Origin of the sequence: Cryobacterium sp. TMT1-19 (assembly GCF_004403055.1) — a bacterium.
Classification (GTDB): domain Bacteria; phylum Actinomycetota; class Actinomycetes; order Actinomycetales; family Microbacteriaceae; genus Cryobacterium; species Cryobacterium sandaracinum.
On sequence record NZ_SOHB01000010.1, the window covers coordinates 20,325 to 35,068 of the forward strand.

15 protein-coding genes are annotated in these 14,744 nt (G+C 66.7%); 9 read left to right on the forward strand and 6 right to left on the reverse strand.

What is annotated here, in order from left to right:
• Positions 1 to 93: 93 nt before the first annotated feature.
• Complete coding sequence (locus E3T40_RS02370; protein WP_104169722.1) at positions 94 to 597, reverse strand: Lrp/AsnC family transcriptional regulator; 504 nt, start codon at positions 595 to 597, stop codon at positions 94 to 96.
• 49 nt (positions 598 to 646) lie between these two features.
• The gene (locus tag E3T40_RS02375) at positions 647 to 1,408 is read right to left on the reverse strand and encodes an oxygenase MpaB family protein (protein ID WP_241981646.1); all 762 of its coding nucleotides are present in this window, start codon (positions 1,406 to 1,408) and stop codon (positions 647 to 649) included.
• 96 nt (positions 1,409 to 1,504) lie between these two features.
• Here E3T40_RS02375 and E3T40_RS02380 point away from each other — a divergent pair, with 96 nt between their 5' ends.
• Entirely contained in the window at positions 1,505 to 2,038 is a 534-nt protein-coding gene (locus E3T40_RS02380) for a glycoside hydrolase family 3 N-terminal domain-containing protein (RefSeq protein WP_134542584.1), read from the forward strand.
• Positions 2,035 to 2,436, forward strand: coding sequence for a glycoside hydrolase family 3 N-terminal domain-containing protein (locus E3T40_RS02385; RefSeq protein WP_166786549.1), 402 nt, complete (start codon positions 2,035 to 2,037; stop codon positions 2,434 to 2,436). Before E3T40_RS02380 ends, E3T40_RS02385 begins: the two co-directional genes overlap by 4 nt.
• 167 nt (positions 2,437 to 2,603) lie before the next feature.
• On the opposite strand, the gene E3T40_RS02390 is transcribed toward E3T40_RS02385, so the two are convergent.
• Entirely contained in the window at positions 2,604 to 3,149 is a 546-nt protein-coding gene (locus E3T40_RS02390; RefSeq protein WP_104169727.1) for a hypothetical protein, read from the reverse strand.
• Positions 3,150 to 3,468: 319 nt separating this feature from the next.
• Between E3T40_RS02390 and E3T40_RS02395 the strand changes: the two genes are divergently transcribed.
• A complete protein-coding gene (locus E3T40_RS02395) occupies positions 3,469 to 4,032 on the forward strand; it encodes a YceI family protein (RefSeq protein ID WP_104194909.1) in 564 nt (187 codons plus the stop codon).
• Between the two features lie 246 nt (positions 4,033 to 4,278).
• Here the strand turns inward: E3T40_RS02395 and E3T40_RS02400 are convergent, their stop codons facing one another.
• Together E3T40_RS02400 and sepH are read right to left on the reverse strand one after the other, a co-directional pair.
• Positions 4,279 to 5,319, reverse strand: a complete 1,041-nt coding sequence (locus tag E3T40_RS02400) for an aromatic acid exporter family protein (RefSeq protein WP_166786550.1) — start codon at positions 5,317 to 5,319, stop codon at positions 4,279 to 4,281.
• Positions 5,320 to 5,407: 88 nt separating this feature from the next.
• On the reverse strand, positions 5,408 to 6,559 hold the full coding sequence (sepH, locus tag E3T40_RS02405; protein ID WP_134542587.1) for a septation protein SepH: 1,152 nt from the start codon (positions 6,557 to 6,559) through the stop codon (positions 5,408 to 5,410).
• A 196-nt stretch (positions 6,560 to 6,755) separates the two neighbouring features.
• Here sepH and E3T40_RS02410 point away from each other — a divergent pair, with 196 nt between their 5' ends.
• Complete coding sequence (locus E3T40_RS02410) at positions 6,756 to 7,049, forward strand: DUF4193 domain-containing protein (RefSeq protein ID WP_104099606.1); 294 nt, start codon at positions 6,756 to 6,758, stop codon at positions 7,047 to 7,049.
• A 6-nt stretch (positions 7,050 to 7,055) separates the two neighbouring features.
• Here the strand turns inward: E3T40_RS02410 and E3T40_RS02415 are convergent, their stop codons facing one another.
• Positions 7,056 to 7,511 carry a DUF3093 domain-containing protein gene (locus E3T40_RS02415; RefSeq protein WP_104169731.1) on the reverse strand — a complete coding sequence of 152 codons (456 nt, stop codon included), beginning with the start codon at positions 7,509 to 7,511 and terminating at the stop codon, positions 7,056 to 7,058.
• Positions 7,512 to 7,549: 38 nt separating this feature from the next.
• Between E3T40_RS02415 and dut the strand changes: the two genes are divergently transcribed.
• The 5 genes from dut (at position 7,550) to dxs (ending at position 14,591) form a co-directional block, all read left to right on the forward strand.
• Positions 7,550 to 8,026 carry a dUTP diphosphatase gene (gene dut / locus E3T40_RS02420; RefSeq protein WP_104169732.1) on the forward strand — a complete coding sequence of 159 codons (477 nt, stop codon included), beginning with the start codon at positions 7,550 to 7,552 and terminating at the stop codon, positions 8,024 to 8,026.
• Positions 8,023 to 8,652 (forward strand): DUF3710 domain-containing protein, encoded by a 630-nt coding sequence (locus E3T40_RS02425; protein ID WP_104169733.1) that lies wholly within the window; start codon positions 8,023 to 8,025, stop codon positions 8,650 to 8,652. The genes dut and E3T40_RS02425 overlap by 4 nt, the downstream gene beginning before the upstream one ends.
• Before the next feature lie 11 nt (positions 8,653 to 8,663).
• A complete protein-coding gene (locus E3T40_RS02430) occupies positions 8,664 to 9,461 on the forward strand; it encodes a DUF3159 domain-containing protein (protein ID WP_134542588.1) in 798 nt (265 codons plus the stop codon).
• 217 nt (positions 9,462 to 9,678) lie between these two features.
• Positions 9,679 to 12,528 (forward strand): aconitate hydratase AcnA, encoded by a 2,850-nt coding sequence (gene acnA, locus E3T40_RS02435; protein WP_104194953.1) that lies wholly within the window; start codon positions 9,679 to 9,681, stop codon positions 12,526 to 12,528.
• Between the two features lie 110 nt (positions 12,529 to 12,638).
• Positions 12,639 to 14,591, forward strand: coding sequence for a 1-deoxy-D-xylulose-5-phosphate synthase (gene dxs / locus E3T40_RS02440; protein ID WP_104169735.1), 1,953 nt, complete (start codon positions 12,639 to 12,641; stop codon positions 14,589 to 14,591).
• Positions 14,592 to 14,744 lie beyond the last annotated feature (153 nt).

Below are 14,744 nucleotides of genomic sequence, written 5' to 3' on the forward strand. Positions count from 1 at the left end.
TCTCCGCGCCGTCGACGATGCCCCGGCGACGGATGCGAACGATTGGTCCGAAGCGGCGTCGCGCCAGGCCATTCGTCCGCGGAAAACGACCATTCAGTGCCAGCTGTCCGCGGCACGGGCCGGGGGCAGGCCGGTGATTTCCTCGAGGATGAGGTGGGACCGGGTGGAGATCACGCCGGGCATGCTGTGGATATCGCGCAGGATGGCTTGGCTCAGCTGCTCGTGGTCCGGAGCGCTGACGGTGAGGATGATGTCGATGTCGCCGCTCACGGCCTGAGCTTTTTCGACGAAGGGCAGTTCACTCAGGCGCCGGGCCATCTCGGCCCAAGAGACATCGCCGATCTTGACGATCACGAGGGCGGAGACCCTGAGCCCGAGCGCCCGGCGGTCGATCTGTGCTCCGAATCCAGTGACCACACCGTGACGCACGAGATTCTGCATCCGGGTGTGCGCGGTGGTGCGGGAAATGTGCACGAGCACGGCCAGCTGGCGCATCGACAGGCGGCCGTCGCGGCTGAGTTCGGCCACGATCTGCCGGTCGATAGCGTCGAGACCGTCGGGCGTGCCCGGGGCGGCGGGGGCCGAGTGCTGCGTCATTGGAATCCTCAGGCTGGGGAAACCCTCAGACTACCGCCAGCGCAGGCGACTACCGCATCGCGCGCAGGTAGTGGTTCTTGGGCCAATGGCGCAGCCGGCGCGGAAGCCGGGGATAGACACGTATGGTCAGCCGGATCAGCCGGTCGAAGCGGCGCTGCGCCCCCGCGGTCCAGGGCAGGCCGAACAGTTCCCGCACCGAGCGGGGGAGCAGCCCGACGGTCACGAACCGGCCCAGTGGCATCATCAGCCGCAGCCAGAGCGGCCCGGTGCGGGGATGCAGCAGCTGGCGTGCCACGGCGCGCGTGGCGGCATCCGTCTGCAACTCGCCGACGCGTCGGTCCCAGTAGGCGGCGAAGGCGGCCCGGTTGGGCGGCCACAGCTCCGCGGGCATCTGCAACGCCGTGCCCAGCACGGCGTACTCCCGGTAGAGCGCGTCCGCCGTGGCTCCGTCGAGCGGGCCGTAGACCAGCTCCCGCATGGTCATGGCGGAGTCATACAGGGTCGCCGCCACCCAGAGCTGCAGCTCCGGGGTGAAGGCGGTGTAAGCCGGACGAGCCTCGGTGGCCAAGCCCGACACCGGGGCGTGGGCGTGATCGACCCGGCGTCGTGCCCGGGCAGCCTCCTCCGGCGTTCCGAACACGACCGCGTACACGTAGGTCAGGGTGCCGCGCAGCCGATCGAGCGGTCGGGAGGCGAAGTCGCTGTGGTGCGCAATTCCGTGGCCGATCGCCGGGTCGGCGATCTGCAGGAGGATGGACCGCCCGCCGGCGGCGATCAGCACGGCCTCGCCGGCCATGTCCCTCATCTGCATGCGCGCCTCCCCGCTCGAAGACCGATTCTAACGCCGCCGGCGGTGAAGCGGATGGGCGCTTCGCCGCGGTAGCTGCCGGCAGGTTAGCCTGGACCGGTGATCTCCGGCCGACGACACCCGGCCCCAGCCCCCCGCCTGGCGGCGCTCGCCGCCATGGCCCTGCTGGCCCTCACCCTCTCCGGCTGCACCGCGGCGCGCGGAACGGACGCGAAAAGCGGCACCGCCGCCCCGCTCCGGCCCGGCTGGTCGGCCGACCCTGTTGCCGAAGACGCCACTCGCCGCCTGGCCGCCATGTCCCTGACCGAGAAGGTCGCGAGCCTACTGATGCTGCACCAGCCGGGAACAGATGCGGCCGAGCTGCGCACCTTCGCCGGGGCGAACGGCCTCGGTGGACTCATCCTGATGGGTGACAACGTGCCGGTCTCCCCGGAAGAAATGCGGGCAATGACGGATGCCCTCAGTCCCGACCCGGAACTCCCGCTGCTCATCGGCATCGACCAGGAGGGCGGCGAGGTCTCCCGGCTGCCCGCCGACCTGGCGCCCCGGGCTGCCCAGCTGCAGACGCTCCCGCACCGGCCACAGAGGATGCCTTCCGCAGTTGGTCGACCCTGCTCCAGTCCGTCGGCGTGAGTGTCAACTTCGGCATCGTCGCCGACCTCACGGCCGACCCGAGCGTCGATCCGCGTCCGGCGAGCCTGTCGCCGGCCTGGCACGAGATCCTCCGCACCGAACTCGGTTTCGACGGAGTCACGATTACCGACGATCTGCTGATGCTCCAGGACTCCGGCCTGCCGGAGTACGCCGATCCGGCCGAGAACGGGATCGCCGCCCTGGCAGCGGGCAACACCATGCTGCTCTACGTTCTGCCGGCGAATCCCGCACGGTACGGCACCGATGTCACAGTTCTGATCGGCAGAATCGTCGAAGCGGTCGATACCGGGCGGCTCACGCCGGAGCAGATCGATGATGCTGCCTACAAGCTCCTGGTGCTGCGCGGCCGGGCCGCCCTCAGCGCATCCCAGGAGTGAACCCCGAATCCTGATTGTGCAGCGAACCGCACCGAGTAGGAACTCATGGATGCCGGCACACTCTAATCACGCATTCTCGTCTTCGTCGGAGGCACCGGAGTGTCCTCAGCTGGGTGTCACCAAAGTCATGACCCAGTACGCCGGGCGCCCGGTCAGCTCTCAGTCCGCTAGCCCTCTGCCGTGCCGACGAAGTACGCCGTGACGACCTCGCGGGTGGTGAGCGGATCTCCCCCCGAAATGGGCGCGACGCGCACCGTCCACCGGGGACCTGACCGATCGATGCCGTCTGCGCTCTCCGCCCAGACCGCCCCATCTTCCGTGCACGAGTAGGTGCCGTACCAGGCGGGGTGCTCGGTCAGGTCGTTCCAAACGCCACCGCTGCGAATCAGGCAGCGGTCCCCGTCGCTGAGCAACAGCCCGAGCGGTCGCGCCTGCTCGGGCGCGGTGGCCGCCGGCAGGCTCCCGGTGCTCGGCAGGCGCACCACCGCCGTGGTCCACGGGTCGCGGTAGCAGGCCACAAAGCCGGGCGCCGCATCCTGCCAGCACGCTACGGCGAACGCGCTCGACGGTGTGCAGGCGTGGATGTTGTCGTCGACGGCGACCGCGGACGGCCGTTCATCGAACGACGCGCTGCCACACTCGAGCGTGACGGTCGTCTCCTCGGTGACGGTGAAGCCCGCGGCAGGCAGACCGCCCTCGGTGATGGGGCGCATTACCACGCTCTCGGTTGCCGGCGCCGAAGCAGAGGAGGGAGACGAAGGGGCCGGGGACGCGCATCCGGCGAGCAGGGCGATCAGCAAACCCGGGGGGAGCAAGAACCGTGAGCGCATTTCAGCCCTCCGTTCCACCCATGCACCAGCCCCCTGAGCGACCGACGGTACCCTCGGCCCCGGAGGCAGTCAAGGGATTCCGGCGGGAGTGGCCGGACCACTGTCGAAAAGAACTCTCCCCGATTCGGAATATTTCACTTTCCTATGCGCTTGCATAAAGATGAGGACGAGAATCCACCGTTCCGCGAATTGAGGAGAACCCATGACTCAGACCACCGCAGCGAGCATACCCGGCTACAAGGCCGGAACCTGGACCATCGACCCGACCCACAGTGAGGTCGGTTTCAGCATCCGCCACCTCATGATCAGCAAGGTCAAGGGCACGTTCGAGAAGTTCGACGCGACCTTCGTCACCGGCGAGAACCCGCTCGACTCCTCCGTCACGGCCACGGCCCAGGTCGTGACGATCAACACCAACCAGGCGGACCGCGACGGCCACCTGCGCACCGGCGATTTCTTCGACGCCGAGACCTACCCGACCATCAACTTCGTCTCTACCGGCGTGCGTCAGGTCAAGGACGACTTCCTCGTCGACGGCAACCTCACCATCAAGGGCGTCACCAAGCCCGTAACCTTCGACTTCGAGTTCGGCGGCTTCGGCACCGACCCGTACGGCAACTACAAGGCCGGCGCCACGGCGAAGACCGAGGTCACCCGCGCCGACTTCGGCCTCACCTATAACGCGGCCCTTGAGACCGGCGGAATGCTGCTCGGCGAAAAGGTCATCATCACCATCGAACTTCAGGCCGCGCTCAACCAGGCGTAGTCATCCGCGCGCAGAGGTCTGCGCAGGGTGGACAAGAACACGAGAGGGACCCCACGGGAGTGAGGTCCCTCTCGTGTTGACCTTTGGTCAGGGTACCGACGCGGCCGCTCCGATCCTCTACGCCCCGGGGTATTGGTCGTGAATGAGAGACCACGCTGCTCGGGCCGAGCGCAGGCGTTCGGGGTCAGAAACGCGCGCGCTCCCTTTCGATCCGACGGGCATATTGTGCACCTCGGAAATCATCGGCTATTCGCCCTTGATCTCCTCACGCACCCGGCGTAGGTCCTCCATCAGGGATCCGATCAGGATCCAGTGCTGCGGATGAGGCGTCGCAATGATCAGGGGGGCGGTCAGGGTGGGTGGTCTCTGCGGCAGGCTGACCTGCTGGACGCCGGGGTGGTCCACCTGTTCGGCGAGGAGCCTCAGGTCATGGGCGGCACGGCTCAGCTCGACAGTGATCGCGAGCACCGTGGGCTCGAGGTGCAGGGAATGGTCGTAGTGGTCGCGCAGGGACCGGGTCATGCCGATCGCGCGTGCGACGAGCGAGGTCAGCCGGGCGAAGAGCTCCTCGTCGATGTCGAGGAGACGCCGGTTCACCGCGTGCCGCGGGTTGAGCGTGAGGCTCTCCTCGGCCTGCTTGAGCGCCTGATCCGCCTTGGCGAGCATGGGGCGCAGCAGACGCACCTTGATCATCATCTCTTCGATCTGGCTGGCCTTCTGCGGAAATCGCAGGGCGTCGACGATCCGGTCGAGGGTGTCCGCGATCTCGTAGGCAAGTCGGATCACAGCCGCGTGCGCCGGGCGAAGAAGCACTGGCGGCACGATCAGGGCGTTGACGAGGAGTGCGGCCGCCGCCCCGATGATGGTTTCGACGATGCGATCCCGCGCGTATTCAGCCGTAGCCGTGCCGATTGTGAGTAGGAGCATGGCGCTGATCGGAATTTGGCTCGCCGAGCTGGGGGCCAGCCGAAGCGCCCACGCCAGCATGATGCAGAACACGATGGCCAGGAGAACGACCCAGCTGGACTGGCCGAATGCGACACCGACGCCATAGGCGATGATGACCCCGCCGATAACACCCAGGCTGCGTTCGACTGCGCGACCGAGGGTCTGGTTGATGTTCGGCTGCACCACCAGCAGGGCGGCGATCGCGGCGAAGACGGGCAGCTGCTCCGTGTCCAGTAGCAGTTGCGACAGGATCCAGCCGAGGGCGACGGCCACGGATGTCTTCACTGCCTGGAGCAGAGGAATCCGGCTTGTGGATCGCAGCCGGGTGTTGATTCTCACTTGCCTAGGGTAGTCGAATGCGTGGGCGAGTCGTATGCACAGGCTCGTCGGACCGGTGCCGGTGCCGGTGCCGTTGAAACCCTGCGTGCTAGGGCAGGTCGTCGTCGGTGCGGGCACCGAACACGATTTCGTCCCAGCTGGGCATCGAGGCCCGCCCGCGCTTGCCATGACCCGACGCTCGCGGAGTCGCGGCCGGTGACTGACCCCCGGCGGCCTGGGCAGACCAGGCGTTGCGGGGGGCCTCGGTCGGCGGGGCGGCGAGAGCCGAGGGAGCGACGTGGGGTTCCGCGGCGGCCTCGACCGGCTGGTCCACCAATCGGATGCCCGGGGCCGGGCTGGTGCTGGCGGGGTTGCTGTGGCTGGAGTGGCTCTCGACCTGGTTGCTTTCGAAAGCGGCGGCTTCGCGCTCCCCGCGGCGGCGGCGCAGTGACGCCAGCAGGTCGGCCGTCTCGCTCAGGCTCTGCGGCGGTTCGTCGGCGCGCTTGATGGCTGCACGGGACACGGCATCCGTTGTGCCGGCCGACCGGGAATACGGCACCGGGTCCAGAAGCGGCGCCGTATCGTGCAACGTCTCCTCGGACAGTGATTCCTTGAATGTGAAGGCGCCACTGTCGAAGCGGGACACATCGGCGAGGCTGGTCTCGGCGCCGACGGCCCGCAGCCGCGGGATCAGGGCACCCTTCAGTTCACCCTGCTGCGACAAGGCGATGGCTTCACTGCCGACCGGAGAGAGCGAGTTCTTCTTGGGTTCGAAGCCCCACCGGGCGTCGTGGTCGATGTCATCGGCGGTGAAGGCCAGTTTGACGATCCAGCCGGCGCCGGGTTCCTTCCAGCTGGCCCAGCGCTCGTTCGTGGCGCCGAGCGAGGCCAGACGCTCACGGATGACGGTGCCGAAGTTGGCGCCGCCCTCGATCGGGTCGAGGTCGATGGCGGTGTGCACCGGCACGCTCAGCGCGCAGGAGACCATGTAGTCGCGTTCGGCGACGACCGGGCCCTCGAAGCGGCGCACAAAATCGATGGACGCACCCGTGACCGCGGCGACGTCCTCGGCGGACATGCCGGCACGGATGTGCGCCTGCACTTCCCGGGGACTCAGCTTCGGCCCCGACGCTGGTTCCACCTGGGCCTGGCGAAGCCGGGACTGGAGAACTTCGTCGATGGGGATCCTGAATCGGTCTCCCTCTTCAGACGCTGCGAGCAGCGCACCGCTCTCGACTCCAATAACTTTCAATTCCTGCATGTTGAAAGCCCTTTCGCCATCACTAGTGCGACTAAGAATGCCATGTAAAGAGTGAATCTTCGGGGAATACGCCGGGCGTGCCGCAAGTTGATGACTGTGCCGAGCAAATGACGCGGCGTGTAGTTTGCTATTCCGCCCGGATTGTTGGAAACTATGGCCGCCGAAATCCTTTCTCGGCGTAACTGAATGGATGGGTATGGCAACCGATTACGACGCACCACGGAAGACCGAAGACGACTCAGAGTCGATTGAGGCCCTCAAGGAGCGCGTACCCGACAAGATGTCCGGTGTCGTAGATGTCGACGACTCGGACAACCCCGGTGGTTTCGATCTTCCCGGCGCTGATCTGTCCGACCTCGACCTCGATGTCGTCGTTCTGCCTCCGCAGGCGGACGAGTTCACCTGCGTGGAGTGCTTCCTGGTGAAGCACCGTTCGCAGATGTCGCACGAGACCAAGCTCGGCCTGGTATGCCTGGAGTGCGACTCCTAAACGCGCTCAATCATGTGATGCTGGTCGTCGCGATCCGTTGATCGCGGCGGCCAATTTCTGTGGGCGCCGCGTCGACACCAGCCAATACGGCGCCGGATCCGTCGCATCCACGATCGGGATTCGCACGACGGGCCGAATCCAGCCGCGGATGAGCAGCCAGGCCCGGGCGTCGAGCCGTTGGCCACGTTCCAGGGCGGCCTCATCTCCGTCGAAGGGCTGAACCTCGCCAACCAGATCGATCGATATGCTCGCGCGCCCGGCGGTGAGCTCACCGCCCCGCACCTGCACCACCGGTGCCGACAAGAGCAGCGCCAGAACGCAAGCGGCGTACAGACCGGCGGCCAGCAGCACCCCGGCCAGCATCGAAATCGGTGCGAACACGAGGATGCTGGCAGGAATGATGAGCGCAGTCGCCACATAGGGTGCGGGAGAGGCCCAGAGTTTTTCGCGATATTCAGGCATGGGTCTATTCGATCAGACTTCTGCACTAGCCTCGACACGTGGCAGAAAGCGTCGAAGTCCTGATTACCGCGTCCATCCTCCCGAGCTACGCGCACCCGGGTGACGCGGGAGCGGACCTTCATTCCTCCCAGGCTCTAGTCCTGGCCCCCGGCGAACGAGCACTGGTCGGCACGGGCGTGTCGATCGCCCTGCCCGACGGTTTCGCGGCATTCGTCGTGCCCCGCAGCGGTCTCGCGTCCAAGCACGGCATCACGATCGTGAACGCGCCGGGCACCGTCGACGCCGGGTATCGCGGCGAGATCAAGGTGACGCTGCTCAACACCGACCAGACCACGCCCCATGCGATCGCGATCGGCGACCGCATCGCCCAGATCATCATCATGCCCGTCAGTCGGGCCACGTTTATTCCCGTGGATCGGCTGCCCGGCAGCCAGCGCGGGGTTGGCGGATTCGGGTCCACCGGCCTGAGCCGGAACATCAGCACGGGCACCTCAACGTCAGGAGACAACCAGTGAGCGACACCGCGAACCCGGAGGAGAACCCGGACGAGACGGCCAAGTCGGCGCCGGACGATCGTGCGACCGAGGGTCCCCTCGACGAAGCCGAAGCCAACCCGGTGCGGCCCTACGTGGACCTCGGCGGGGTCAAGATCCTCCCGCGTGAGGGGCTTCACCTACGGTTGGAGATCGAAGAGGGCAGCAAGCGGGTCGTGGCGATCGGGCTCGACTACGCCGGCTCCACCCTCCAGGTACAGCCGTTCGCCGCGCCCCGCTCAAGTGGCCTGTGGAACGAAATCCGCGCCCAGATCGCCGATCAGATCGGCAAGCAGGGCGGAACGACGACCCTGCGCGAAGGCCCGTTCGGCCCCGAATTGGTGGCCGAGATTCCCGTGGCCGCGGGTCACGGATCCGACGGAACGAGCAGGCTGGCCCGCTTCATCGGAGTCGACGGCCCGCGCTGGTTCCTGCGCGGCGTGATTGCCGGCGAGGGTGCCATCAACACCGACGCCGCGACTGAGATCGAAAACCTGTTCCGCAGCATCGTCGTGGTGCGCGGATCCGCCCCGATGCCGCCGCGTGACCTCATTCCGCTGCGGATGCCGGCCACCCCCGCCACTGCGGCCGAGCCGGGCCAGTCCTGAAGAACGCCGGGATGACGGACGCACCACTCCCCGACGAGGCCCGCGAGCCCGACGCATCAGAGAACGCGCCTGACTCGCCCGTGCCGGCCGCGTTCGCCGACGGCATGGCGGCGGCGGCCCGGCGGGCCGGCTTCACGCCGGCGGCCGAGGGTGATCCGATCAGCGGGCGCGCCCTGCTGGCCGCGATGGGCGGCATCCGTGGACTGGTCGAGGCCCTGCTGCCCGGACTCGTCTTCCTGATCACCTACACCTTCACCCGGCAGCTTTTTCCCGAGCAGTCGCTGGTGCTGTCCCTCGTTGTGCCGGTGCTGATCGGCGTCGTTTTCATCGTTCTGCGCCGGATTAGTCGCCAAACGGTGACGCCTGCCGTCGGCGGCCTGGTGGCACTGATCGTCAGCGCCGTGCTCGCTCTGTTCACCGGCCGCGCCGAAGACTTCTTTTTGCCCGGATTCTGGACCAATGGACTGTACGGCGGTGCCCTCTTCATCTCGGCGGTCGTCGGCTGGCCGCTGATCGGGCTGGCTGTCGGATTCCTGATGGGCGAGGGAATCGCCTGGCGGTCGAACCGGTCCAGGCGTCGGGTGCTGACCATTCTCACGCTCTGCTGGGCGGGCTTGTTCGCCCTGCGCCTGGCCGTTCAGCTTCCCCTCTACTACTCCGGAAACGTGGAGTGGCTCGGCGCCGTCAAGCTCCTGATGGGGATTCCGCTCTACGCGCCGCTCCTGGTGATCTCGTGGCTGGTGGTCCGGGCGGTCTACCGCGTCGACGACCGGGAGACCGACGACGCAGCGGGTCGCCGGCCCGAATAAATTCACCGCGATTCCGCGACATCTGCCGGAAATAAGCGCGGGAAACGCGGTGGCACCGCTAGAGTTATCTCTACGTCAAGATAGTTCGGCGTTGGACATCGTCCGCACGTGGCATCCGCCGGTTAGGTTACCCTTGCTGGCAGGGGCAGGCGTCCGGTCGTCAGGATTGAGGATTGCGGACGGTTTCGCCGTCGGTTTCCACGAAGGAGAGGGCATCGTGTCGGCGCTTAATAATGCGGTCGTAAACAGTTTTGGAGCCAAGGACACCCTGCGGGTCGGGTCGACGGACTACGAGGTCTTTCGTCTCGACGCGGTAACGGGCTACGAGAAGCTTCCGTTCAGCCTGAAAGTGCTGCTGGAGAACCTCCTTCGCACCGAGGACGGCGCCAACATCACCGAGGCCCACATTCGCGCCCTGGGCGAGTGGGTCCCAACGGCGGAACCCGACACCGAGATCCAGTTCACCCCTGGCCGCGTCGTCATGCAGGACTTCACCGGCGTGCCGTGCATCGTCGACCTCGCCACCATGCGCGAGGCCGTCGCCGAACTCGGCGGCGACCCGAAGAAGATCAACCCGCTGGCTCCGGCCGAGCTGGTCATCGACCACTCCGTCATCGCCGACCTGTTCGGAACCGCGGACGCCCTCGAGCGCAACGTGGAGATCGAGTACGAGCGCAACGGTGAGCGGTACCAGTTCCTGCGCTGGGGCCAGACCGCGTTCAACGATTTCAAGGTCGTGCCGCCCGGAACCGGCATTGTGCACCAGGTCAACCTGGAGTATCTGGCCCGCGTCACGATGACCCGCACCGTGCCGGACGCCGAGGGCAACGACGTGCTCCAGGCCTACCCCGACACCTGCGTGGGAACCGACTCGCACACGACCATGGTCAACGGCCTCGGCGTGCTCGCCTGGGGTGTGGGCGGCATCGAAGCCGAGGCAGCCATGCTCGGCCAGTCCATCTCGATGCTCATTCCCAAGGTGGTCGGCTTCAAGCTCAACGGCTCCATTCCGACCGGCGTCACCGCGACGGATGTCGTGCTCACCATCACCCAGATTCTGCGCAAGCACGGCGTGGTCGGTAAGTTCGTCGAGTTCTACGGCGCGGGTGTCTCGCAGGTTCCGCTGGCCAACCGGGCCACGATCGGCAACATGAGCCCGGAGTTCGGATCCACGGCCGCGATGTTCCCGATCGACGACGTCACCCTCGACTACCTGCGCCTGACCGGTCGCAGCGACGAGCAGGTTGCACTCGTCGAGGCCTACTCGAAGCTGCAGGGCCTGTGGCACGATGCCGACAAGGAACCCGTCTTCAGCGAGTACCTCGAGCTCGACCTGGGCACCGTCGTGCCATCGATTGCCGGCCCGAAGCGCCCGCAAGACCGCGTCATCCTCACCGAGGCGAAGTCGCAGTTCGAACTTGACCTGCAGAGCTACGCGACGCAGGACTGGACTGTTGTGGACGCGGCCGTCGAGGCCTCTTTCCCTGCTTCAGACCCGATCGGCTTTACCGCCGAGGACGAGAACCTTGACCACAAGGCCTCACACAACCATGTGAGCCACGCTCCGATCAGCGTGTCCAGGCCCGTCGCGATCACCACGCAGGACGGCGCGAACTACACGCTCGACCACGGAGCGGTCGCTGTCGCGGCCATCACCTCGTGCACGAACACGTCCAATCCGAGTGTCATGCTCGCCGCGGGCCTGCTCGCCCGAAACGCCGTCAGGAAGGGCCTCACGAGCAAGCCGTGGGTCAAGACCACCCTGGCTCCGGGCTCGAAGGTCGTCACCGACTACTACGAGAAGGCCGGCCTCACCAGCGACCTGGAGGCCCTCGGCTTCTACACCGTCGGCTACGGCTGCACGGTCTGCATCGGCAACACCGGCCCGCTCATCGACGAGGTCACGACCGCGATCAACGACAACGACCTCGCCGTCACCGCGGTGCTCTCAGGCAACCGCAACTTCGAGGGTCGGATCAGCCCCGACGTCAAGATGAACTACTTGGCCAGCCCGCCGCTGGTCATCGCTTACGCCCTCGCAGGCTCGATGAACTTCGACTTCGAGACGGATGCGCTCGGCATCGGCAGCGACGGCAACGAGGTGTTCCTCAAGGACATCTGGCCCGACTCCGCCGAGGTGCAGTCCACGATCGACGGCTCGATCGACACCGGCATGTTCACGAAGCAGTACGGCCATGTCTTCGAGGGCGACGAGCGCTGGCGCGGCCTGCCGACACCGGACAGCGAGGTCTTCGAGTGGGACCCTGAGTCCACGTATGTGCGGAAGCCTCCATACTTCGACGGCATGACCATGGAGACTACCCCGGTGGTCGACATTGTCGGTGCCCGTGTGCTGGCCAAACTGGGCGACTCGGTCACGACCGACCACATCAGCCCTGCTGGTTCGATCAAGGCCGACAGCCCGGCCGGCGCCTACCTGTTGGAGCACGGCGTCGAACGGGGCGACTTCAACTCCTACGGCTCGCGCCGCGGCAACCACGAGATCATGATCCGCGGCACGTTCGCGAACATCCGTCTCCGCAACCAGCTGCTGGACGGAGTCGAGGGTGGCTACACCCGCGACTTCACCGTTGACGGGGCTCCGCAGGCGTTCATCTATGACGCTTCGCAGAACTACCAGGCCGCCGGCACGCCGCTGGTCATCTTCGGTGGCAAGGAATACGGTTCGGGTTCGTCCCGCGACTGGGCCGCGAAGGGCACCAGCCTCCTCGGGGTGAAGGCCGTCATCACGGAGAGCTTCGAACGCATCCACCGTTCGAACCTGATCGGGATGGGCGTCGTGCCTCTGCAGTTCCCGGCCGGCCAGAGCTGGGCGTCACTTGGACTGGACGGCACGGAGGTCGTCACAATCGAGGGTCTCGTCGAGCTGAACAGCGGGGTCACCCCGAAGACGGTGCGCGTCACGGCGGCGCCGAGTGCGCAGTCTGCCGCCGGCAAGGCCACGGTCGAGTTCGACGCGGTCGTCCGCATCGACACTCCGGGTGAGGCCGATTACTACCGCAACGGCGGCATCCTGCAGTACGTCCTGCGTTCGCTGGTCGCATAGCACGCAGGAGCCTTTCGGCTAGCTACCGAAACCGGCGCGTAGACTCGGCTTGACCGAATCTATGCGCCGGTTTTCTGATGGCGGATAGCGCAACGTGAAAGGTGTTATCGATGGCGCTACTGGACACGATTTTCGGGCCGAGAGATCTGGATCGCCTCTCGATGGAACAGCTCGTCCAGCTCGCGGCCGAGGTGCGGGCGTTCCTCGTTCGGGAAGTCTCCAAGACCGGCGGGCACCTTGGTCCGAACCTCGGCGTGGTCGAGCTGACCATCGCTTTGCACCGGGTCTTCGAATCCCCGCGTGACGCCATTGTCTTCGATACCGGACACCAGGCCTACGTGCACAAGCTGCTCACCGGGCGCCAGGACTTCAGCCTCCTCCGCCAGGCCGGTGGCCTGGCCGGCTACCCGCAGCGGCGCGAGTCCGAGCACGACATCGTGGAGAGTTCCCACGCCTCCAGCTCGTTGTCCTGGGCTGACGGTATCTCCCGAGCCTTCGAGATGACCGGGCAGAGCGACCGCCATGTGATCGCGGTCGTCGGCGACGGCTCCCTGACCGGGGGCATGACCTGGGAAGCCCTCAACAACATCAGCGACGACAACACCCGTCGCCTGATCATCATCGTGAATGACAACGGCCGCTCCTACGCGCCCACCATCGGCGGCATGGCCCGCTTCCTGAACACCGTGCGCACCCGACAGGCGTACCACAGTGCCTATCTGACCAGCCGTCAGGCCTTCGAACGGATGGGCGCGCCCGCCCGGGCGTTCTTCCGCGGCGTGCGCGGCGGCATGCACGGCTTCCTCGCCCGGTTCTCCAACAACGAGGCGCTCTACTCCAACCTCGACATTAAGTACATCGGCCCGATCGACGGCCACGACATGGCGGCGATGGTCGAGGCGCTCCATCAGGCCAAGGGCTACGGCGCGCCGGTGATCGTGCACGCGATCACCCAGAAGGGTAAAGGTTACGACCCGGCCGTTCAGGACACCGCCGACCAGTTCCATGCGGTCGGCCAGATCGACCCGGAAACAGGGGAGTCCACCGAATCCGCCGGCGCACCCTCCTGGACGTCGGTGTTCGCCGACGAGCTGCTGCGCCTTGCCACACTCGATCCGAAGATCGTGGGCATCACCGCGGCCATGCTCCGTCCCACCGGCCTGCACAAGATGGCCGAGAGATTCCCCGCCCGGGTGCACGACGTGGGCATCGCCGAGCAGCACGCGGTCACCAGTGCCGCCGGCCTCGCCTTCGGTGGCCTGCACCCGGTCGTCGCGCTCTATGCCACCTTCATCAACCGGGCGTTCGACCAGGTCCTGATGGATGTCGCCCTGCACAAGGCCGGCGTCACATTCGTGCTCGACCGGGCCGGGGTGACCGGGCCCGACGGTCCCAGCCATCACGGCATCTGGGACCTGGCGATCCTTCAGGTCGTCCCCGGGATCCGCCTCGCGGCACCTCGGGACTCGGTGCGCCTGGCAGAGGAGCTCGAAGAGGCCGTGGCCGTCGACGACGCGCCCACTGTGCTGCGTTTCCCCAAGGGCAGCGTGAGCGCACCAATCGACGCCGTGCGCCGCCTGGGCGACGGCGTAGACGTGCTCTTGGAATCAGCCCAGAAAGACGTGCTGATCGTCACCGTCGGGCCGATGGCCACGATCGGTCTCGATGTGGCGGACCGGCTCGCAGCCCAGGGCATCGGAGCCACCGTCGTCGACCCGCGCTGGGTCGTCCCGGTACCGCGGAGCATCGTGGCCCTGGCCGCGGAGTACCGCATCGTCGTGACCATCGAGGACGGCGTCCGGGTCGGCGGCGTCGGCACCCGTGTCCGCCAAGATCTGCGTGAAGCCGGCGTGGACACGGCGGTCACCGAACTGGGGCTGCCCGACGAATTCCTCGACCACGGCACCCGCGCCGAGATCCTCGACCGTGTTGGGCTGACCCCGCAGCGCATCGCCCGCGATGTCGTCGCAATGGTGCTCGGCAGCAAGATCCCGCATGCGCGGCCCCTGCCGGCGGACCGCGCCGACACCGCCAGCATCCCGGCAAACCTTCAGCACGACTAGGTGATTCCCTATCGAATGGTTGTGTCGTTTCCGGAAGGCTGGGGCTGAGATCACCCCGTGGTCGCTGTTCTTCACAGGCGGGGTGCCGTGCCCGGCGTCGAGCCAATTCGACGGAGATCCTGGGGAAACCGCTTTCTCGGGGGTTTGTGGGCC